This is a genomic window from Actinomadura verrucosospora (assembly GCF_039540335.1).
GTDB classification, from domain to species: Bacteria; Actinomycetota; Actinomycetes; order Streptosporangiales; family Streptosporangiaceae; genus Spirillospora; species Spirillospora verrucosospora.
The window spans coordinates 20938-42084 of record NZ_BAABEV010000052.1 but is presented as its reverse complement, the minus strand read 5'-3'; the positions used below and the strand labels follow the sequence as shown (position 1 = coordinate 42084).

The window sequence follows — 21147 nt, the reverse complement described above, 5'->3', positions numbered from 1 at the left end:
CTCGCACCGTTCCCCGGCCCCGCCGCCCTCCTTATGGCGTCTTTAAGGAAGCGTTGAGGGTCTGGTTCAGGAGGTGGGGCGCAGGGGTTCGCCGGAGGCGAGGAGGGCGAGGGCGGCGGCGCCGTAGAGGCCGGCGTCGCGCTCCAGGGTCGTGGAGGACACGCGCAGGTCGCGCAGGTGCGGCATGCCGGCGCGGGCGGTGATCGCGGCGCGCAGCGGATCGAGGAGCAGGTCGCCCGCGGCCGCGACGCCGCCGCCGATGACGACGTCGCGGACGTCGAGGACGGAGGCGGTGTTGAGGATCGCGGTGGCGAGGGCGCCGGCGGCGCGCCGGAAGGCCGCGAGCGGGACCGGGGCGCCGGCCCGGGCGGCGGCGGCGAGGGCGCCGGCGTCGGGGCGGCCCGTCGCGGGGGCGAGCGTCCAGCCCTGGGCGAGCGCCCAGCGGACCATGCCGAGGCCCCCGGCGACCGTCTCCAGGCAGCCGCGGGCGCCGCAGACGCACGCCTCGCCGTCGAGGTCGACGACGACGTGACCGATATGGCCCGCGTTGCCGGTGCGCCCCGTCCAGGGGCGGCCGTCCATGACGAGGCCGCCGCCGACGCCGGACGACACCACGACGCCGAGCAGGGACCCGCAGTCGTGGCCGCCGCGCCACCACTCGCCGAGCGCCATGCACTGGGCGTCGCCCGCGAGGGTGACGGGGACGCCGGGGACGAGGCGCTGGACGGCCGCGACGAGCCGGTAGCCGCGCCAGCGGGGGATGTTGCTCGGGCTGACGGTGCCGGCGGCCGCGTCGATCGGGCCGGCCGAGCCGATGCCGACGCCCGTCAGGGAGCGGCGCGTCCGGCCGTCCCCGGCGAAGTCGGCGACGAGGCCGCGCAGGGTCGCGGTGGGCGCCTGGCCGACGGGGTGCTCGGCGCGGTCGAGGAGCCTGCCGGCGGCGTCGACGCGGGCGACGGCGAACTTGGTGCCGCCGATGTCGAGGGCGAGGACGGTCATGACCCGATCCCCGGGAGCACGCGGTAGAGCGTGCCGTGTCCGGTGAGGCGGGTCGCGGGGGCGCCGGCGGGGACGAAGGCGGCCTCGCCCCGGGCGAGCGTCAGGGCCGGCTCCGCGGTGAGGCGGGCCTCGCCCTCCAGGCAGAGGAGCGTCTGCGGGAGGCCGGCGGGCAGGTCCTCGAGGACGCCCGCGAGGTCGTGGCGGACGAGGGTGAACTCCTCGGCGGCCGTGCGGTACCGGTGGTCGGCCGTGGGCTCGACGCGGTGCGGCCGGGACGGGGCGAACTCGACGACGCGCATCAGCTCGGGGACGTCGATGTGCTTGGCGGTGAGACCGCAGCGCACGACGTTGTCGGAGTTGGCCATGACCTCGATCGCGAGGCCGCCCAGGTAGGAGTGGGGCACTCCGGCGCCGAGGAAGAGGGCCTGGCCGGGCTTGAGCTCGACGTGGTCGAGCAGGAGCGCGGCGAGGACCCCCGGGTCGCCGGGGTGGGCGCGGGCGATGTCGGCGTAGACGCCCGTCAGGGCCGGCTCGACCGCGGTCTGGAGGGGGCGGGAGCGCTCGTCCAGCATCTGGGTGAGGACGGTCCGGAGCGCATCGGCGGGCGGCTCGGCGCGGAGCGTCTTGATCCACGCGTCCAGTTCGGGGACCTTCAGGTCTTCGAGGAGCGCGGCGGTCTCGGCCGGGTCGCGGAAGCCGCACAGGCCGTGGAACTCGGTGAGGGCGCAGACCATCTCGGGCTTGTGGAAAGGGTCCTTGTAGGTGCGGGCGGCGTCGTCGACGGGGATGCCCTGCGCCTCTTCACGGGCGAAGCCGGCCTCGGCCTGCGCCGTGGTCGGGTGCACCTGCAGCGACAGCGGCTTCTCGACGGCCAGCACCTTGAGCAGGTAGGGCAGCGTGGGCCCGAACCGCTCCACGCTCGGGGCGCCGAGCATCCCGATGGGGTCGCGGTCGATGAGGACGTCGAGGGGCGTCCCGTCCACGCGGGAGGGGGCGGCCGGGTGTGCGCCCGCCCACAGCTCGGCCTGCGGGCGCCCCGTCGGCTCGACGCCGAGCAGCTCGGCCAGGGCGGTCCGCGATCCCCAGTCGTAGGGACGGATCGCGGTGGTCAGCGGCAATGGCACCAACCTGCGCGATCTCCTTGCTCGGGGCACCGTGACCGGACGACGGCGCGCGTGAGGGACAGCGTACAAGCGTCGGAGGGGAAGGCGAACGCGACTCGGCGGGGCGCGCCGCGACGTCGTCCGGCCCCGGTTCGGGGGTTCGCCGGAGCTCGGGGTGAACCCGGAGGGCCCTGTCAGCGAACTGATAAGCGGGCACGGCATGCGAACTGCCGAGCCCTTAGGATGAACTCCCAGGGGGTGGTGGACTTGGGCAAGCACAACAAACCGGCGACGCGGTCGTGCCCCGGTTGCAACGGCACCGGCACCAGCACCGCCACCCACGAGCGGTGCAACGTCTGCCGCGGCACCGGCCGCATCTGACCCGGATCACGTCCGTCCGATCTCCTGCCCGGCCTGCTCGGCCCCGGGCGCGCGGCGGCGGGCCTGCCCGGCCGCGACGGCGACGGCCCCGGCGCACGACGCCCAGGCCAGGACGGCGTACCCGCCCGCCGACAGCACCGCCGTGGACAGCAGGCTCGCGGCCGCGGCGATCGTCCAGACGGCCGCGTCGACGGCTCCCTCGACGTGCGGGCGTTCCGCCTCGGGCAGGTCGCGGGCGAGGCGTGCGCTGCCGCCGACGAAGCACAGGTTCCAGCCGTACCCGAGAAGGAAGAGCGCCGCGACGCGCCCCGGCGACCCGGTCGCGACCGCCGCGAGCGCCGTGGAGAGGGCGAGCACGGCGAGACCCGCGAGGATCACCGGGTGCGCGCCGTACCGGTCGGTCATCCGCCCCGTGAGCGGTGACAGGGCGAACATCCCGAGGGTGTGCGCGGACAGCGTCATGCCGACCGTCCCGAGGCCGTCGCCGTGCATGTGCATGTCCAGAGGCGCCGCCGTCATGACGGCCACCATCACGACCTGCGCCGTGACCATCACCGCCAGCGCGGAGCGGGCGGCCGGCGTACGGGCGAGGCGGCGCAGCGGCGGCGGCGAGCCCTGGGCCCCCGCCCTGCCGCCGGGTCCGCCGGTCGCGGCGGCGGCGGCGACCGCGCAGGTCAGGACGGCCAGCAGGAACGGGCCGGTGAACGCGGGCAGGCCGGCGTCCGCGGCGGCCTCGCCGGACGGGTCGAGCAGCAGCGGCCCGCCGACCGCGCCGGCGGCCGCGCACCCCACCACGAGCCCGATGGCGAAGCCGCGCCGTCCCGCCGGGTGCAGGTCCGCCGCCGCGTACCGGGAGAGCTGGGCCCCCGCGTTGCCGAGGCCGAGCAGCAGCATCCCGAGGCACAGCCCCGCGACGTCGCCCTTCGCGACCGCGAGGGCGGCCAGGCAGGCGCCCGCCGCCGCGGCGGCGTAGCCGAGGACGAAGGCGCGGCGCCGGCTCGCCCGCACGAGCCGGGTCAGCGCCAGGGCGCCGGCGCCCGTCCCGACGATGCCGGCGGTGTTCGGCACGCCTCCCCACGCGGCACCGAGCCGGTCCGCGGCGACCAGGGTCGCGGTCGCGCTCGCCACCGCCATGGACGCGTTCATCAGGGCGACGCCCGAGCAGAGGGCGGCCATCGGACGGGATCGTTTCTCCATGCCTTAACGCTAGAAAGGCTATTTACCGGAAGGAATGGATGATCCCTGGCCTTCAGCTCTTTCGGCCTATAGATTGCAAAGCGATTTCCCGAAGGGACTTTCCACATGGACCAGACGGACTGGCGGATCCTCGCCGAGCTGCAGCGGGACGGCCGCCTGTCGTTCAACCGGCTCGCGGCCCTGGTGAACCTGTCGTCCCCGGCGGTCGCCGAGCGGGTGCGGCGCCTTGAGGAGGCCGGTGTCATCACCGGTTACCAGGCGCGCGTCGATCCGGCCAGGGTCGGCCAGCCGCTGACGGCCTTCGTGCAGATGCGGTGCGCCCTCGGCCGCTGCCTGCTCAAGACGTCCGCCGCCGAGGACCTGCCCGAGGTCACCGAGGTCCACAAGCTGAGCGGCGGCTGGTGCTCGATGCTGAAGGTGCGGGTGGCGTCGATGCAGCACCTGGAGGGGCTCCTGGAACGCCTCGGGGAGCACGGGGAGATGAACTCGCACATCGTCCTGTCGACCGCCTACGAGGGCCGCGCGGTGGAGCCGCCCGCCCCCGGCGCCCGTACCGTCACCCGCTCGGAGGGCTGGACGCGCTGAACCGGCGCGCCCGGCGGCCCGCGGGTTCGCGTTTCTTCGCCCGGCGCGGCGGTGCCGGAGATGATTCAATCGGGCGTTATGTGGCACTCGTCACTGCGCTCCTCGCCCTGGCACCAGTGGTATCAGCCCGGGGTCCCCCGGGAGGTCGACATCCCGGACGTCCCCGTCACGCGCCTGCTCGACGACGCCGCGGACCGGTTCCCCCGCAACCACGCGCTGATCTTCTTCGGCCGGCGGATCTGCTACCGGGACCTGCGCGAGGCCGTGGACCGGTTCGCCGACGGCCTGCACCGGCTGGGAGTGCAGCCCGGCGACCGGGTGGCGCTGATCCTCCCGAACTGCCCGCAGCAGGTCATCGCGTTCTTCGGCGTGCTGCGCAGGGGCGCGATCGCGGTCCAGCACAACCCCCTCTACACCGAGGAGGAGATGCTCAGGCAGCTCGCCGACTGCGGCGCGCGCGTCGCCGTGGTGCTGGATCGTTCCTACGAGACGGTGAAGGCCGTGCGGTCCCGGGCGGGTCTGGAACACGTCATCGTGACGTCCCTGGCCGACTTCCTCCCGGCCACCAGGCGGCTCGCCCTGCGGCTCCCGCTCGTGCAGATGCAGCGGCGGCGCGCGGCCATCACCGCCGACGTGCCGCGGGAACCCGGCGTGGTCCCGTTCAAGGAGTTGCAGAGGCCGCCCGCGCGCCGCGTCCGGCAACTGCCCCTGGACCCGTCGAGGCATCTGGCCGCCATCCAGTACACCGGCGGGACGGAGGGGCGGCCCAAGGGCGCGATGCTGACGCACCGCAACCTCGTCGCGAACGCCTGCCAGCAGCACGCGTGGGACCTCGAAGGGCGTCCCGGCGAGGACGTGACGCTGGCGGTGCTTCCGCTGTTCCACTCGTTCGGGCTGATGAGCTGCCTCGTCGCGCCCGTCATGACCGCCGGGGCGGTGGTGCTGCTCCCCCGCTACGACGGCGACCGCGTGGTCCGCGCGATACGCAGGTACCGGCCGACGATCTTCCCCGGGGTGTCGACGCTGTACGAGCAGGTGCTCGACAGCCCGCGGTTCCGGCCGGACGACCTGCGCTCCCTGCGCATCTTCATCTCCGGGGCGATGGGGCTGTCGCAGAGCACGATCGACCGGCTCGCCGAGGTCGGGGCCAAGGGCCTGATCAACTGCTACGGGCTGACCGAGGCGTCCCCGGCCGTCACCGCGAACCCGCTGGGCGGCGGGGCGCGCAACCTCACCGTCGGGCTGCCGCTGCCCATGACCGACGCCGTCATCGTCGACCAGGACGAGCCGACGAAGGTCCTGCCGCCGGGCGGGACGGGAGAGGTCGTCGTGCGCGGGCCGCAGGTGTTCGCGGGCTACTGGAACGCGCCGCTCGCCACCGCGCAGACCCTGTCGAAGGGCTGGCTCCGCACGGGTGACATAGGCGTGATGGACGAGAAGGGCTTCATCACCATCGTGGACCGCCAGCGGGACATGATCAAGGTGAGCGGCTTCACCGTGTCCCCGTCCGAGGTGGAGAAGGTGCTGCGCCGCCATTCCGCCGTGCACGACTGCGCCGTGGTCGGCGTGCCGGACGCCCGGCGGGGCGAGCGCATCATCGCCCACGTGGTGGAACACCCCGCCTACCCGTTCTCCGCGGACGAGCTGCGTCGGCATTGCGAACGCTTTCTGTCGCACTACAAGGTGCCCTCCGAGTTCCTGCCCCGGACGGAGCTGCCCCGGAACATGCTGGGCAAAGTCGTCCGGCAGCGGCTGCGGGACGAGTTCGCCGCCTCGTCGGCGCAGCGGATGGGCCCCGCGCGGAGTGGTTGACTGGTCGCGTGCAAACCGAGACCGTCCAGTCAGGGCTCTTCACGCGGCTCGCCGAGATCGGGCGTCAGAGGGCCACCCAGGACGGACGGCCGGAGACCTTGTACGACCGGCACGGTGTGCTCGTCGTCCGCGTCGGCGACGTGGTCGTGAAGGCGCACCAGGCCGACCGGGAACACGGCTCCCCCTTCCTCGCCCGGATAGCGCTGGCGGAGGCCCTGCCCGATCTGGTCGTCGGCGCCTTGGGGCCGCCGCTCACCGTGGACGGCCGCACGGTCACGCTCTCGGCGTTCGGTGAGCCGGTGGATCCTGCCGGGGAACTCCCCTGGGAGGAGGGCGCCCGGCTCCTGGCGGCGCTGCACGCGGTGCCCGTCCCGGCCGACGCGCCGCCGTGGGGACGTCCGACCCGCGTGGCGCGCCTGGTCTCCCGCCTACAGGACGGCCCCGCCGCGGACGCGGTGCGGCGCGCGTTCACCACTCTCCCCGCCTGGATACGCGGCGAGGAGAAGGAGCCCGAGGAGCGCGCCCGCCGCCTCATCCACGGCGACTGGCATCTGGGCCAGATGGTCCGCGCAGCGGACGGGCGGTGGCGGCTCATCGACATCGAGGACCTCGGCGCGGGCGACCCCGCCTGGGACCTCGCGCGGCCCGCGGCGCTCTACTCCGGCGGGGTTCTCCCGCCGCGGGACTGGGAGCGCTTCCTGGGCGCGTACAGGGAGACGGGCGGCCCGGCCGTGCCCGCGCAGGGCGATCCCTGGACGGCCCTGGACGTACCCGCGCGAAGTCTTGCGATCCAGATCGCGGCCACGTGCGTCATATCCGCGGGGAGGGAAGATCGGCCGCTCGACGGCGCGGAGCAGGCGATGGTCGACGCCTGCGTGAGAATATCCGCGGCGGGGGACGCGGCATGACGTGGCGCCCAACCTGTCCTACATTTAGCCTCTACCTGGGGATCCATACCGGAAGGATGACAAGGCGATGCACTGCCCTAAATGTCGTGGCGTGATGCGGACCTACACCCGCAGCGGCGTCCACATCGAGCAATGTGACAGCTGCCGGGGCATCTTCCTCGACTACGGCGAGCTCGAGGCCCTGAGCCAGATGGAGTCGCAGTACCGGGCGGCGCCCCCGCCCGCCGCGGCGCCCGGCTGGGGCGCCCCGGCGCCGGCGGTCCACCACCATCACCACGGCGGGCACCACCGCCCGCACCACGGCAGCGTGTTCCACATGCTCTTCTCGACCTGACCCGCGGCCACGGCCCGCCGCTCTGGGGCGGGCCGTGGCGCGCGGAACGGTCACAGGCGCGGGTCCACCGGCTCCGACTCCAGCGCCAGGACGGCGAAGACCGCCTGGTGGACGCGCCACAGCGGCTCCCCGCCGGCGAGCCGGTCGAGGGCCTCGACGCCCAGCGCGTGCTCCCGCATCGCCAGCGACCGCTTGCGCCCGAGCGACCTGCGGCGCAGCCGTCCGAGGTGCTCGGGCTCGCGGTAGTCGGGCCCGTAGATGATGCGCAGGTACTCCGGCCCCCGGCACTTGACGCCGGGCTGCACCTTGGCGCCCTCCGGAAGCGGCCCCAGCGGCTTGACGACCATGCCCTCGCCGCCCGCCGCGGTGAGCTTCTCCCACCACTCGGCGGCCGCGGCCTCCGACTCCGGCGCCCCCAGGTCGACGGTCATCGACCCCGTCCGCTGGACGAGCCCGCTCACGTCGCCGTCCGCCAGCCGCCCGGCCACGGACATGTGCCACTCGTGGTCGCGCAGGACCGCCCACGAGCGGCCCTCCCCCGCGAGGACCTGGAACGGCGCGAACCGCACGCCGGTCAGCCCGTCCACCGGCCAGCAGTAGCGCGCGTACGCGTCGCGGAACCGGAACGCGTTCGCGGCCCGCCGGTCGACGCGCTCGCGCAGCCCGCCGAGGTCGAGCCCCCGCCCGTCCGCCCGCGCGAGCGCGTCGGCCGCCACGGGCAGGGCGGCCCGGGCCGCCGCGCCGGTCGCCGCGTACTGGGTGCGGATGAGGTCCATCGCCTTCGCCGACCACGGCAGCATCTCGCCGTCGAGGACGAGCCATCCGGTGTCCAGCTCGTCCCAGAGCCCCGCCGCGCCGACGGCGGCGCGGAGCCGGTCCAGGACCTCGGCCGTGCGGGACGGGTCGCGGAAGAAGGACCGCCCGGTGCGGGTGTAGACGGCGCCGGTCGTCCCGTCGTCCACGCCGAACCGCTCGGCGGCCACCGAGGCGTCGCGGCACACGACCGCCACGGCGCGCGAGCCCATGTGCTTCTCCTCGCACACCACGCGCAGGACGCCCTTGTCCCGGTACGCGGCGAGGGCCTCGGCCGGATGCTCCAGGTATCCCGGCAGGGGCGACGTCTCGGCGGGGGCCATGGTGGGCGGCAGGTAGACGAGCCAGCGCGGGTCCACCGCGAACCGGCTCATCACCTCCAGCGCGGCCAGCGCGTTCTCCTCCCGGACCGAGACGCGGCCCATCAGGCGGGTCTCGACGCCCTGGTTCCCGAGGACGTCCCCGATGTTGAGGACGTCGTTCTCCCGGTGGCCGCCCGCGCTCGCCTTGGCCGGCGCCTCCAGCGGACGCGTCGGCTCGTACCAGACCTGCCGCGCCGGAACCGACGCCAGCTCGCGCTCCGGATACCGCAGCGCCGTCAGCTTCCCGCCGAACACCGCACCGGTGTCCAGGCAGATGGTGTTGTTCACCCACTCCGCCTCCGGGACGGGCGTGTGGCCGTACACGACCATCGCCTTGCCCCGGTAGTCGCGCGCCCACGGGTAGCGCACCGGAAGGCCGTACTCGTCGGTCTCCCCGGTCGTGTCGCCGTACAGCGCGAACGAGCGGACCCGTCCGGACGCGCGGCCGTGGTAGTCCTCCTTGAGCCCGGCGTGGGCCACGACCAGGCGTCCGCCGTCCAAGACGTAGTGGCTGATGAGGCCGTCCATGAACCGCAGCGCGCCGTCGCGGAAGTCCTCGTCCTCGGCGGCGAGCTGCTCCAGCGACTCGGCGAGCCCGTGCGCGAGCCGCACCTTGCGCCCGCGCAGCGCGCGGACGAGCTTGGCCTCGTGGTTGCCCGAGACGCACAGCGCGTCGCCGGCGGCCACCATGCCCATCACCAGGCGCAGCACGCCCGGCGAGTCGGGGCCGCGGTCGACCAGGTCGCCGACGAAGACGGCGGTCCGCCCGCCGGGGTGGCTCGCGCCGGCGGCGCGCCCCCGCGCGTCCCGGAGGATCTCGTAGCCGAGGTCGGCGAGGAGGTCCTCCAGCTCCGCGCGGCAGCCGTGCACGTCGCCGATGACGTCGAACGGGCCGGTCAGCTCGCGCCTGTCGTTCCAGGCCTTCTCGTACCGGATCGTCGCGGCGTCGATCTCGTCGGGACCGGTCAGGACGTGGACGCGGCGGAACTCGCGGCCCAGCGAGCGCATGCCGCGCCGCAGCTCGCGGCGCTGGCGCGGGATGACGTGGGGGGCCAGGTCGCGCTCCGGGCGCCCGGCGTTGCGCTCGGCGGCGAGGGCCTCGGGGACGTCCAGCACGATCGCCACCGACAGGACGTCGTGCTCCTTGGCCAGCTTGAGCAGCGACTCCCGCGCCTTGGTCTGCACGTTGGTCGCGTCCACCACGGTCAGCAGTCCGCGCCGGAGGCGCTTGCCCACGATGTAGTGCAGCAGGTCGAACGCGTCGCCGGTGGCCGACTGGTCGTTCTCGTCGTCCGACACGACCCCGCGGCAGAAGTCCGACGACACCACCTGGGTCGGCTTGAAGTGCTTGCGCGCGAAGTGCGACTTGCCCGACCCGGACACGCCGACGAGCACGACGAGCCCCATCTCCGGGACCTTGATCTCGGTCATCTGGATTCCTCCATGGATGCCCCGGCCGTCAGGCCAGGGAGAAAACGCGCCTCTGCGGAGCAGAGCGGCGAAGCCGGGGCGTTACGACTTCCGTCAGGTCGGCTCGCACCGAAGCTGTTAGAACGTGTGGCATGGCGCGGCAGGTCAAGCGGGCGTTCAAATACCGCTTCTACCCGACCGGCGAGCAGGCGGCTGAGCTGTCTCGCACGTTCGGCTGCGTGCGCATGGTCTACAACAAGGCACTGGAGGAGCGGACCCGGGCCTGGTACGGCGAGGGGCGCCGGATCTCCTACCCGCAGTCGTCCGCTCTTCTGACGCAATGGAAGAAGACCGAAGAACTCGCCTTCCTGGCCGAAGTGTCCTGCGTCCCGCTCCAGCAGGCGCTGCGCCATCTGCAGACGGCGTTCGCCAACTTCTTCGCCAAGCGGGCCGCCTATCCGCGGTTCAAGTCGCGCAAGCGGTCGCGTGCGTCGGCCGAGTACACCCGGAGCGCGTTCATTTGGCGCGACGGGCGCCTCACTCTGGCGAAGATGTCCGCGCCGCTGGACATCCGCTGGTCGCGTCCGCTGCCCGAGGGTGTGGAGCCGAGCACGGTGACGGTGTCGCGCGACAGTGCCGGGCGCTGGTTCGTGTCCCTGCTCTGCCAGGACTGCGTCGCCTCCGCCCCCACCACGGACGCGGCGGTCGGGGTGGACGCCGGGATCACTTCGCTGGTGACCCTGTCGACCGGGGAGAAGATCGCCAACCCCCGGCACGAGCGGCGTGACCGCGCCCGCCTGGCCAAGGCGCAGCGCGAGCTTGCCCGCAAGGCCCCCGGCTCGGCGAACCGCGACAAGGCCCGCCGCAAACTCGCCCGCTTGCACGCGCGAATCAGCGACCGGCGCCGCGACTTCCTGCACAAACTGTCGACTCGTCTCGTCCGTGAGAACCAAACGGTCGTGATCGAAGACCTCGCCGTCCACAACCTGCTCAGGAACCGCACGCTCGCGCGCGCCATCTCCGACACGGCGTGGGCGGAACTGCGCGCGATGCTGGAGTACAAGTGCGCCTGGTACGGCCGCGAACTCGTGGTGGTCGACCGCTGGTTCCCCTCCTCCAAGCTGTGCGGAACCTGCGGAACCATCCGCGCCAAGCTGCCGCTGGACGTCCGCGAATGGACGTGCGGCTGCGGCAGCGTGCATGACCGCGACGTCAACGCCGCGCGCAACATCCTGGCCGCCGGGCTGGCGGTGACCGCCTGTGGAGACGGTGTAAGACCTCAACGGGACGCCTCCCGGACGAGGCGGTCGTCGGCGAAGCAGGAAACCCAGCGAGCAAACGCTGGAACCCCCTGCCTCTAGGCCGGGGGAGGAAGTCAACGGGTGAACACTCCCATCTGCGTCGGCGCGCCGACCTCGGGGTCGTCGTCGCCGACGGGAACGTGGCGGACGCTGTAGCCGTGCTCGGCGGCGACCCGGTCCGCCCATGCGCGGAACTCCGGGCGCGTCCATTCGAAACGGTGGTCGGGGTGGCGCATCGCCCCGGGCGCCAGCCCCTCGTAGCGGACGTTGTGCTCGGCGTTCGGAGTCGTGACGACCACGACGCGGGGCGCGGCGTGGCCGAACACGACCCGCTCGACGGCGCCGAGGCGCGGCGGGTCGACGTGCTCGATGACCTCCATCAGCACGGCCGCCTCGTACCCGCGGAACCGGTCGTCGGCGTAGGTGAGCGCGCCCTGGAAGACGTCCCGCACGCGGTCGTTCTCGCGGCGCGGCTGCTTGTCCAGCCGCAGGCGGCGGGCGGCGTGGCCGAGCGCGCGGTACGAGACGTCCGAGCCGGAGATCTCGCTGAAGAACTCGTCCTTGGCCAGCCGCGCCATGAGCTTGCCCGAGCCGCAGCCGAGGTCGATGACCCGGCGGGCGTCCTCGTCATGCAGCGCCTGCACCACCGACCGCAGCCGCAGCTCCGCGAGCGAGACGGACGCCTCCTCGGGCGCCGCCTCCGCCTGCCCGTCCTCTTCCTCCTCGACCTCCACCGGGTCGAGCTCCTCGTCGGACGCGTCCTCGGCGTCGGCGAGACGGCCCAGCGCGGACTGCACGAGGCTGCGCCGGTTGGCCAGGTACCGGCGCGTGATGGCGCCGCGGTCGGGATGCGCGGCCAGCCAGCCCTCCCCCGCCCGGATGAGCTTGTCGACCTCGTCGGGCGCCATCCAGTAGTGCTTGGCGTCGTCGAGGACCGGCAGCAGGACGTACAGCTGGTTGAGGGCGTCGGCGAGCCGCAGCGTCCCGGTCAGGGTGAGCGTCACGTACCGGGAGTCGCCCCACTCGGGGAAGTCGGGGTCGAGCGGCACGGGCACCGCCGACACGTCCCAGCCGAGCGGAGCGAAGAACCGCTCGGCCTGGCCGGGCCCGCCCCTGCACGGGAGGGCGGGCAGGACGATCTCCAGCGGGACGGGCGTCTCCGCCAGTTCGGGACGCAGGTCGCAGCGTCCCCGCATGGCGGTGCGGAACACGTTCGCCATGGCCGACGCCAGGAGCGACGACGCCGCGTACGGGCGGTCGTTCACGTACTGGCCGAGAGAGAAGTCGGGCGTGCCTCTGCCGCGCGTGCGCACGAGCTGGACCGGGTCGACGTCCAGCAGCAGGGCCGCCGTGCAGCGCCCCTCCTCCGCGTCCGGGTAGAAGACGTGCGCCGTGCCGTAGGACTGCTCGAAGCGCTGCACCCGGTCCGGATGCTTGTGCAGGAGGAACCCCAGGTCGGTCGCCTGGCTCATCGTCGTGGTGATCGTCAGAAGCACGTCCCAAGTGTGGCGGAACGCATCGAACACCCCTATCCATTTTCCGGAACGCTGGACTTAAAGGGTTTGCGCCCGGTTCGCCTGACCAGCAGAATCCGGAGCGACATGAGCAGACACCCCCGCCGGATGACCGCGCAGGAGACCGTGGCCATCCTCGAACGCGGCGACTACACCGCGCCGTCCGGCCGCACCGTCCCGATCGCGGACGACCTGGCCGAGGCCGTCCGCCGCACCGTCCTCTACCGGCCGGGCGAGCTGGACACGCTGCTGGAGAACCTTCCTCCGGCCGGCCCCGGCACGCGCACGCGGATCGAGGTGACCGGCGAGACGACGCTCGCCGCCGCCCGACGGCTGCGCGCCCCCGGGACGACGCCGTTCGCGCTCAACTTCGCCTCCGCGAAGAACCCGGGCGGCGGCTTCCTCAACGGGGCGCACGCCCAGGAGGAGGGGCTGGCGCGCTCGTCGGGCCTGTACGAGTCGCTGCGCTCGGCCAGGGAGTACTACGACTTCCACCGCGCCCAGGGAGACCTCCTCTACAGCGACCACATGATCTACTCGCCGGACGTGCCGGTGTTCCGGGACGACTCCGGGCGGCTGCTGGAGGAGCCCTACGGCGTCACGTTCCTGACGTCGCCCGCGCCGAACCGCGGCGCGATCAGGGACGCCGCCACGGCCGAGCGGATTCCGGCGGCGCTGCGGCTGCGCGCCCGCAAGGTCCTCGCCGTGGCGCTGGCCAACGGGCACACCCGGATCGTTCTCGGCGCCTGGGGCTGCGGCGTCTTCCGCAACGACCCCGCCGAGGTCGCCGAGGTGTTCGCCGAGGCGCTGCGTCCGGGCGGAGAGTTCGCCGACCGGTTCGAGCACGTGGTCTTCGCCGTCTGGGACACCGCCAAGGGCGCCCCCAGGCACGCGGCCTTCGAGCGCGCCTTCGCCTAACCGTCCTCCTCGGGGCGGGACGCCTCCGCGGCGTAGGAGGCGATTCCCCGGACGAGCATGTCGAGGCCGAACTCGAAGCGCCCGTCGCCGCTCTCCGCGGTGAGCTCGTCCACCATGCCGGAGATCGTCGGGTAGCGGTCCTCGGGCAGGGCGGCGAAGTACTCGCGGATCTGGTCGAGGTACTTCTGGAAGTACGTCCACGGGTCCCCCGCTCCCGGGGGCGTCTTGGCGTGGTGGAGCGTGTCCTCGATGGCGTCGGCGTCGAGGAACATGCCGAGGGTGCTCACGGCCAGCCCGGCGATCCGCTTCGGGACGCCGCCGGCGCGCATGAGGGCGAGCTGCGTCTCGGCGACGTCCAGCAGGTGGGGCCCGGTGGGAATGAGCGCCATCGACACCACCGCGATGTCGCGGTGCGAGGTGTAGACGCGGCGGATCTCGCGCGCCAGCTCCTTCAGCTGCTCCTGCCAGCGCGCCGGGTCGGGGACGGGGAGCCGGATCTCGGCGGCCACCCGGTCGAGCATCAGCTCGCGCAGCTCCTCCTTGCCCGAGACGTGGGCGTAGAGGGACGCCGGACCCGTGCCGAGCTCCTGCGCGACGCGGCGCATGGTCACGGCGTCCAGCCCCTCGGCGTCCAGGACGCGGATCGCCGTGTCGACGACGAGCTCCTGCGTGAGCGGCTGGCGGGCGGGCGCGGCCCTGCGCGGCCTGCGGCCGGGCGGCGTCGGCATGTCCGGGCGTGCGGTGACCACGTCAGGACCTCCTGATCTCGCGATGCATCTTGACTATCGCGAATCGCGATATATCTTCTCTATCGGAGAGAGGATTTCTCGTACACGAACATCGTACTTGACACGAACAGCGTTCGCCCGTAGAACACTGTTCGTAGACAACGAACACTGTTCTCCCGGAGTGACCATGACCGAAACCCTGACCTCCCCCGCCCGGGGCACCGCCGACGGCGGCTACCGCTGGCGCTGGGTCGCCCTGTTCGTGATCCTCGCCGGCGAGGTCATGGACATGCTGGACGCCCTGATCACGGCCATCGCCGCCCCCACGATCCGCGCCGAGCTCGGCGGGTCGGCGGCCACCATCCAGTGGCTCGCCGCCGCCTACACCCTCGCCATGGCCGTCGGGCTCATCACCGGCGGACGCCTCGGCGACCTCTACGGCCGCAAGCGGATGTTCCTCATCGGCGCGGCCGGCTTCACGGTCGGCTCGCTGCTGTGCGGCATCGCCGGCTCCCCCGGGATGCTGGTCGGCGCCCGCGGCATGCAGGGCCTGTTCGGCGCGCTGATGCTGCCCCAGGGCATCGGAATGATCAAGCAGATGTTCTCGGCGAAGGAGATGGGCGCCGCGTTCGCCATGTTCGGGCCGGTCATGGGGCTGTCGTCGGTCGGCGGCCCGGTGCTGGCCGGCTGGCTGATCGACGCCGACCTGTTCGGCACCGGCTGGCGGATGATCTTCCTGATCAACCTGCCGCTGGGCGCCGCCGCCGTGCTCGCCGGGCTGAGGTTCCTGCCCGAGGGGCGCGCCGAGCACGCCTCCCGGCTCGACCTCACCGGCGCGGTCCTGGCCTCCCTCGGCGCCGGGCTGCTGATCTACCCGCTCGTCCAGGGCCGCGAGCACGACTGGCCCGCCTGGACGTTCGCCATGATGGCCGCCTCCCTCGTCGTGTGGGGCGTGTTCGCCTGGTACGAGACCCGCAAGCAGCGTCTCGGCGGCGACCCGCTGATCGTGCCGAGCCTGTTCCGCAAGCGGGGCTTCACCGGCGGCCTCGTCGTCGGCCTGGTGTTCTTCTCCGGCGTCGCCGGCCTCGGCCTGGTGCTGGCGCTGTTCTTCCAGCTCGGGCTGGGCTACTCCCCGCTCAAGGCCGGCCTCGCGCAGATCCCGTGGTCGGTCGGCATCGTCATCGGCTTCGGCCTCATGCAGGCCGTGCAGGGCCTCGGCCGCAAGGTGATCCATGCGGGCGCCGTCGTCATGGCCGCCGGGATCGCCGGGCTGTACTTCACCCTCCGGTACGCCGGGACCGACGTCACCCCCTGGCAGCTCATCCCCGCGCTGACCGTCACCGGGATCGGCATGGGCCTGCTGATGGGGCCCTTCTTCGACACCGTGCTGGCGGGCGTCGAACCCGAGGAGACCGGCTCGGCGGGCGGCACGCTCACCGCCGTCCAGCAGCTCGGCAGCGCGCTCGGCGCGGCCGTCCTCGGCACGGTCTTCTTCGGGCTGCTCGGCGGGCACGTCGCGTCCGCCGCCGACGACGGCGCCGCCGCCCTGCGCCGCGACCTCGCCGCCGCGTCCGTCCCGGCCGCGCAGCGGGACCGCGTCGTGGACGGCCTGCGCGACTGCGGCCGCGACCGCGCCACCGCCAAGGACGCCGCCGCCGTGCCCGCGTCCTGCGGCCGCCTGGAAAATGCCGTCGGCGCCGCCGTCGCCGCCGCGCCGCAGTCGGCTCCCGCCGTCCAGAAGGCGGTCGCCGGGGCGGGCGAGCACGCGGCCAAGGTCGGGTTCGGCGACGCCATGAAGTTCACGCTGTGGGTCGAGGTCGGGCTCCTCGGCCTGACCTTCCTGGTGACGTTCCTGCTTCCGATGCACGCGCGCCCGGAGGAGGAGACCGCCTGACGTGACGCACGGGGCCCGCGCCCAGGGGACTCCCCCGGGCGCGGGCCCCGCCTCGCCGTCAGAGCTTGCTCATCACCTCGGAGGCCAGCAGCTCCACGTGCTCCAGGTCGCTCATGTCGAGGACCTGGAGGTACAGGCACTCCGCGCCCAGCTCGCCGAACTGGCCGATCTTGTCGACCAGCTCCTGCGGGGTCCCGGCCAGCCCGTTCTCGCGCAGCTCCGGCACCTTCCGCCCGATGGCGTCGGCGCGCCGCTTCAGCTCCGCCTCGTCCCGCCCGCAGCACACGACCTGCGCGGCCGAGTACACCAGCGGCCTCGTCCGGCCCGCCTCGGCGACCGCCGCGCGGACCCGGTCGAACGCGCCGCCGGTGTCCTTGACCTGGTGGAACGGGACGTTGTACTCGTCGGCGTAGCGGGCGGCCAGCCGCGGCGTCCGCTTCGCCCCCGCGCCGCCGATGATGATCGGCGGCCCGCCCGGCCGCACCGGCTTGGGCAGCGCGGGCGACTCGGTCAGGGTGTAGTGCCGCCCGCTGAAGGAGAACGTCTCGCCGGACGGCGTCCCCCACAGCCCGGTGAGGATCTGCAACTGCTCCTCGAGCCGGTCGAAGCGCTCGCCGAGGCTCGGGAACGGGATGCCGTAGGCGGCGTGCTCCTCCTCGAACCACCCCGTCCCGAGGCCCAGGTCGACGCGCCCGCCGCTCATCTGGTCGACCTGCGCGACGGAGATCGCCAGCGGCCCCGGATAGCGGAACGTTCCCGCCGTCACCAGCGTGCCGAGCCTGATCCGGCTGGTCTCCCGCGCCAGCGCGCCCAGCGTGATCCAGGAGTCCGTCGGGCCCGGCTCGCCCGAGACGTCCCCCATCTTGACGAAGTGGTCGGAACGGAAGAACGCGTCGAAGCCGAGCTCCTCGGCCGCCTTGGCGACGGCGAGCTGTGTCTCATACGTCGCCCCCTGCTGGGGCTCGGTGAAGATTCGAAGTCGCATGTCCCCATCCTCGTACGGACCGGGCGGCGGTCGCGCGGCGGGTCAGCCCCCGCCCGGCGTCACCCCGAGCGACCGACCCTCCGCACCGCCGCCGGCACCTTCGCCTTGGGCTTCTTGGCGTCCGGCTTCTTCACATGCGGCTTCTTGACCGTCGGCTTCTTGGCTTCCGGCTTCTTCGCTTCGGACTCCTTCGCGTCCGGCACCTTCGCCTTGGGCTTCTTGGCGCCCGGCTTCTTCGCCTCGGGCTTCTTCGGGGACGCCTTGGAGTGTCCTTCCTGGGCGGACGTGGCGATGCGGACGGCTGGGAACATGCGCGCCGCGTGGGCGGCGCCCCACGTCACGGTTCCGCGCAGGCGGATCCGCTGACCGGGCCTGGCGTCGTCCGACACCTTGGCCTTGATCGCGCCGGTGACGGTCCCCCCGTCCCGCACGGCGCCGAGCTCGCACTCGACCGTCCACCCGGCGGCAGCGCAGTCCCTGTTCCCCGAGACGAACGCCAGCGATCTCGGCAGCGTCGTCCTGAACACCGCCTTGCCGGACTTGCCCGGCCCCTTGGCGGCCATCTTGAACGTCCACTCGTAGGTGCGCCCGGGGACGACGGCGCTCGCGGGCCCGCCCGTGCGGAGCGCCACGCCCGCGGCCTGCTTGCCGTGCTGCTTGGATTTCGGCTTCGGGCCGGGCCCGTCGGCCTGCGCTGCGGCAGGCAGGAGAACGCCTCCCAGCACCGGCGCGGCGATCGCCAGCACCATGCCCTGCACCCTCAACGTCCGGATCACTACGAACCCCCCGTGGCCTGCGGTTTTGTTGCGGTCACCGTCCGTTCTAGTGATCCGGAGGCGCGGCCGCCAACGCCGTGTCGGCGTGTCGCCACGCACGGTGACTCTTGACCGTCCACCCCCTTACGGACGGTCAACCTCCGCAATCTCCTGCGCCACAAAGGACAAAGCCTGTTAAATCGCCAAGACCCCGACAACCCGACACATGGAGCTGACATGGCTGTCTTCGGCGTCGACTACGCGTGGGGCCGCCCCGGCGCGTCCGCGCTGGAACGCGCCGGGGCGAAGTTCGCGTGCCGTTACCTGTCGCACGACACGAGCGGCAAGAACCTGACCCGCAAGGAGGCCGACGAGCTGTCAGCCGCGGGCATCTGGCTGGTGGTCGTGTGGGAGTCGACCGCCAAGCGCCCCCTCGCCGGCCGGTCCGCCGGCGCGGCCGATGCCCGGGACGCCGCCGCCCAGGCCAGGGCGTGCGGCATGCCGGACGACCGGCCGATCTACTTCGCCGCCGACTGGGACGCCACCTCCGGGCAGCAGGACGAGATCAACGCCTATCTGGACGGCGCGGCGAGCGTCCTCGGCCGCGACCGGGTCGGCCTCTACGGCGGCTACGGCCCGGTCAAGCGCGCCTTCGACGCCAAGAAGATCACCTTCGGCTGGCAGACGTACGCCTGGTCGGGCGGCAAATGGGACCCCCGCGCCCAGCTCCGGCAGTACTCCAACGACCACACGATCAACGGCGTCGGCGTCGACTACGACCGCGCCGTCAAGAGCGACTACGGGCAGTGGCGCGTCGGCGTCTCGCCCGAGGGAGAGGACGACATGCCCGACTACGTGTCCGTCGGCACCGGTGGCGACCACCAGGAGCTTCCTCCCGGAAAGTGGACCGAGGTCACCTGGAGCAAGGAGTACTCCGACAAGGAGCACCAGCACGGCGACTCGGGCGGCCCCGGCCTGCTGACCGGCTCGGCCCGCTACAGCGTGTCGGTGAGCGCGACGCTCAGCGGCGTCCCCGCGGGCACGCTCATCCAGGCCCGCGTGGTCGAGATGGCGGACGGCGACTCCTCCAGCCTGCAGATCGGCCCCGTCCAGGACTTCATCTCCGTCGGCGAACCCACCAACCTCCTCTACGGCCTCGCCGCCGACACCGTCGAGGCGGGCAAGCGCGTGCGCTTCCAGCTCCTCCACCAGGGCGCCGCCGCCGCGACGATCGCCAAGGCCAGCGCCAAGGTCTTCTTCTGGCGGTGACTCAGAAGTCGTCGTTGATGTAGGGCGCCAGCGGAACGGCCAGCGCGGCCTCCAGACGCGCGGCCGCACCCGGCGTGTGCTCGGTGACGGCGCCGATCCGGACCAGGGTGACCGGGCTCTGGCCGCCCAGGTAGACGGCCGCGAGATCGGCGGCGCTCAGGCTGAGGTCCGGTGGCCCGGAGGCCGGTTCGCAGGCAGGCGTCGCCCCGGTCGTGAGGCGCCAGCGGCCGGCGTTCGCCGGGATGCGCGGGTCCTCGATCTCCAGGACGAAGGCGTCCTCGGCGGCCCAGGAGCGGGCGCGAAGAGCGGCCGGCACGTCGATCAACCGCAGCCAGAGGGCGCCGAAGTCCCTCGTGACCTTGACCCGGTCGGGGTCGGCGACCATGTGCGGCAGCAGGTCGTCCACCGGACGGCCCAGCGCCTCGATGCGGGACGTCAGGTCGATCGACGCCAGGAACTTCCAGAGCGCGGCCTCCGCCTGCGGGGTGTCGGCGACGAGGTCGACCACCCGGACCGTCCCCTCGCGGACCCGGTAGACCACGTAGCCGGCGGGATGGACGACGATGCGCGGCGCGGTGTAACCGGGTGACTCCCGGTCGACAGGCCGCAGGATCGCCTTGGCCCACCACTCGGGATCGCGCACGAGCCCGCCCGGGCGCAGCGATCGCCGGTGGATCGGATCGACCAGCTCGGGCGCGGACGCGGCGTCGACGAGCCGCAGCGGCCGGTCGTCCGGGGCCGTGCGGAACTCCAGCGGACGCGACGTGGTCACTTCCAGGTCGATCGCCCGCGTGGCCAGCCCGAAACCGTACCGGCCGTAGATGGCGCCCTGCGAAGCCCAGAGCGCGGCCACCGGACGCCCCGCCGCGATGGCGTCGGCGTCCATCCGGTCCATCATGGACGTCAGGATTCCCCGGCGCCGATGCGTGGGCAGCACCCCGACGAACGTGACCGCCGAGCAGTCGAGCAGAGCGCCCGGGACCGCGAGCCGCATCGGCATGGCCGCGAGCTGCCCGACCCTCGTGTCGCCGTCATAGGCGCCGATCCGCTCGGCACGGGTGAGCGGCCACCCGTCCCGGTCGCGGTCGCCGTCCTCCATGGGCAGGTGGAACACCATCCCGGCGAAGTCGACCATGAGCGCGGCGTCGGCCTCCGGCACGTCCCTGATCTCGATCACACGTCCACGCTATGCGGCCGCGCAACAGGTTTTCCAAGGTCACGGGAGTCGGCCGGGGCATCCGGCTCAGTTCGCCCGCCGGGCGCCGTGGCGCAGGCCGTCGAAGAGGAGAGCGGTGATCTGCCGGGCCTCGACCTGCCAGCCTTCCGTGGCGCGCATCCCGCAGATGCCGCCCAGCGCGCGCAGCAGGGTGGAGCCCGTGACGTCGCCGCGGACGGCGCCGGCCTCGGCGCCCGCGGCGAGCAGCCGGTCGAGAGCGTTCGCCATCTGGGTGCGGGCGGTCCCGAAGACCGGTGAGTCCGTAGCCATGATGCTCTCCAAGGCGACGGACATCCCCTTGCCGACGGCCGCGTGGTCCACGAGCAGCAGCAGGAAGCGCCGCAGGGCCTCGTCGGGGGCGTGCCGGTCCAGAAGCTCCACGGGTGCGGCGCACAGTTCGTCGACCTCCTTGCGATAGACCTCCTCGATGAGGACCTCGCGTGTCTCGAAGTGGCGGTAGAACGTCCCGACCGCCACGCCGGCACTACGGGCGATCTCCTCGACATGCGCGTCGGTGTCGCCGCCGAGGAACGCCTCTCGCGCCGCGGCGAGGAGCGCCTCGCGGTTGCGTCGCGCGTCGGCGCGCAGCGGGCGTGATGACGACAACGGGACCTCCATAAGGTGAGTCCGGTTCCGTTTGTGTACTACTGTTTCCGGAGTCGG

18 protein-coding genes are annotated in these 21147 nt (G+C 73.0%); 8 read left to right on the top strand and 10 right to left on the bottom strand.

Annotated elements, in window-relative coordinates:
• Positions 1-66 precede the first annotated feature (66 nt).
• The 3 genes from ABD944_RS36470 to ABD944_RS36460 form a co-directional block, all read right to left on the bottom strand.
• A complete protein-coding gene (locus ABD944_RS36470) occupies positions 67-999 on the bottom strand; it encodes an ROK family protein (RefSeq protein ID WP_345184883.1) in 933 nt (310 codons plus the stop codon).
• The gene (gene manA / locus ABD944_RS36465; protein WP_345184880.1) at positions 996-2123 is read right to left on the bottom strand and encodes a mannose-6-phosphate isomerase, class I; all 1128 of its coding nucleotides are present in this window, start codon (positions 2121-2123) and stop codon (positions 996-998) included. Before manA ends, ABD944_RS36470 begins: the two co-directional genes overlap by 4 nt.
• A gap of 366 nt (positions 2124-2489) precedes the next feature.
• Positions 2490-3680 (bottom strand): MFS transporter, encoded by a 1191-nt coding sequence (locus ABD944_RS36460; protein ID WP_345184878.1) that lies wholly within the window; start codon positions 3678-3680, stop codon positions 2490-2492.
• 105 nt (positions 3681-3785) lie between these two features.
• On the opposite strand from ABD944_RS36460, the gene ABD944_RS36455 reads away from it, so the two are divergent.
• The 4 genes from ABD944_RS36455 (at position 3786) to ABD944_RS36440 (ending at position 7319) form a co-directional block, all read left to right on the top strand.
• Positions 3786-4265 (top strand): Lrp/AsnC family transcriptional regulator, encoded by a 480-nt coding sequence (locus tag ABD944_RS36455; RefSeq protein WP_345184876.1) that lies wholly within the window; start codon positions 3786-3788, stop codon positions 4263-4265.
• Positions 4266-4343: 78 nt separating this feature from the next.
• Positions 4344-6077: an AMP-binding protein gene (locus tag ABD944_RS36450; RefSeq protein WP_345184874.1), complete on the top strand. Its 1734-nt coding sequence runs from the start codon at positions 4344-4346 to the stop codon at positions 6075-6077.
• Between the two features lie 8 nt (positions 6078-6085).
• Complete coding sequence (locus ABD944_RS36445) at positions 6086-6985, top strand: phosphotransferase family protein (RefSeq protein ID WP_345184871.1); 900 nt, start codon at positions 6086-6088, stop codon at positions 6983-6985.
• Between the two features lie 67 nt (positions 6986-7052).
• Positions 7053-7319, top strand: a complete 267-nt coding sequence (locus ABD944_RS36440) for a TFIIB-type zinc ribbon-containing protein (RefSeq protein ID WP_345184869.1) — start codon at positions 7053-7055, stop codon at positions 7317-7319.
• A gap of 50 nt (positions 7320-7369) precedes the next feature.
• Here ABD944_RS36440 and ABD944_RS36435 read toward each other — a convergent pair whose 3' ends face one another.
• Positions 7370-9925: a polynucleotide kinase-phosphatase gene (locus ABD944_RS36435; protein ID WP_345184867.1), complete on the bottom strand. Its 2556-nt coding sequence runs from the start codon at positions 9923-9925 to the stop codon at positions 7370-7372.
• Positions 9926-10056: 131 nt separating this feature from the next.
• Here ABD944_RS36435 and ABD944_RS36430 point away from each other — a divergent pair, with 131 nt between their 5' ends.
• A complete protein-coding gene (locus tag ABD944_RS36430; protein WP_345184865.1) occupies positions 10057-11265 on the top strand; it encodes an RNA-guided endonuclease InsQ/TnpB family protein in 1209 nt (402 codons plus the stop codon).
• Positions 11266-11279: 14 nt separating this feature from the next.
• Here ABD944_RS36430 and ABD944_RS36425 read toward each other — a convergent pair whose 3' ends face one another.
• Complete coding sequence (locus ABD944_RS36425) at positions 11280-12701, bottom strand: 3' terminal RNA ribose 2'-O-methyltransferase Hen1 (RefSeq protein WP_345184862.1); 1422 nt, start codon at positions 12699-12701, stop codon at positions 11280-11282.
• 105 nt (positions 12702-12806) lie between these two features.
• Between ABD944_RS36425 and ABD944_RS36420 the strand changes: the two genes are divergently transcribed.
• Complete coding sequence (locus ABD944_RS36420) at positions 12807-13637, top strand: TIGR02452 family protein (protein WP_345184860.1); 831 nt, start codon at positions 12807-12809, stop codon at positions 13635-13637.
• On the opposite strand, the gene ABD944_RS36415 is transcribed toward ABD944_RS36420, so the two are convergent.
• Positions 13634-14386: a TetR/AcrR family transcriptional regulator C-terminal domain-containing protein gene (locus ABD944_RS36415; RefSeq protein ID WP_345184858.1), complete on the bottom strand. Its 753-nt coding sequence runs from the start codon at positions 14384-14386 to the stop codon at positions 13634-13636. The genes ABD944_RS36420 and ABD944_RS36415 overlap by 4 nt on opposite strands.
• Positions 14387-14552: 166 nt before the next feature.
• Here ABD944_RS36415 and ABD944_RS36410 point away from each other — a divergent pair, with 166 nt between their 5' ends.
• The gene (locus tag ABD944_RS36410; RefSeq protein ID WP_345184856.1) at positions 14553-16259 is read left to right on the top strand and encodes an MFS transporter; all 1707 of its coding nucleotides are present in this window, start codon (positions 14553-14555) and stop codon (positions 16257-16259) included.
• 58 nt (positions 16260-16317) lie between these two features.
• On the opposite strand, the gene ABD944_RS36405 is transcribed toward ABD944_RS36410, so the two are convergent.
• Positions 16318-17244, bottom strand: coding sequence for an LLM class F420-dependent oxidoreductase (locus ABD944_RS36405; RefSeq protein WP_345184853.1), 927 nt, complete (start codon positions 17242-17244; stop codon positions 16318-16320).
• 59 nt (positions 17245-17303) lie between these two features.
• Positions 17304-17993 carry a hypothetical protein gene (locus tag ABD944_RS36400; RefSeq protein ID WP_345184850.1) on the bottom strand — a complete coding sequence of 230 codons (690 nt, stop codon included), beginning with the start codon at positions 17991-17993 and terminating at the stop codon, positions 17304-17306.
• A gap of 243 nt (positions 17994-18236) precedes the next feature.
• Here ABD944_RS36400 and ABD944_RS36395 point away from each other — a divergent pair, with 243 nt between their 5' ends.
• A complete protein-coding gene (locus ABD944_RS36395; protein WP_345184848.1) occupies positions 18237-19268 on the top strand; it encodes a glycoside hydrolase domain-containing protein in 1032 nt (343 codons plus the stop codon).
• Position 19269: 1 nt separating this feature from the next.
• On the opposite strand, the gene ABD944_RS36390 is transcribed toward ABD944_RS36395, so the two are convergent.
• Both ABD944_RS36390 and ABD944_RS36385 read right to left on the bottom strand, forming a co-directional pair.
• A complete protein-coding gene (locus ABD944_RS36390; protein ID WP_345184846.1) occupies positions 19270-20445 on the bottom strand; it encodes a GNAT family N-acetyltransferase in 1176 nt (391 codons plus the stop codon).
• A gap of 66 nt (positions 20446-20511) precedes the next feature.
• Positions 20512-21090, bottom strand: a complete 579-nt coding sequence (locus ABD944_RS36385) for a TetR/AcrR family transcriptional regulator (RefSeq protein WP_345184844.1) — start codon at positions 21088-21090, stop codon at positions 20512-20514.
• Positions 21091-21147: the final 57 nt, after the last annotated feature.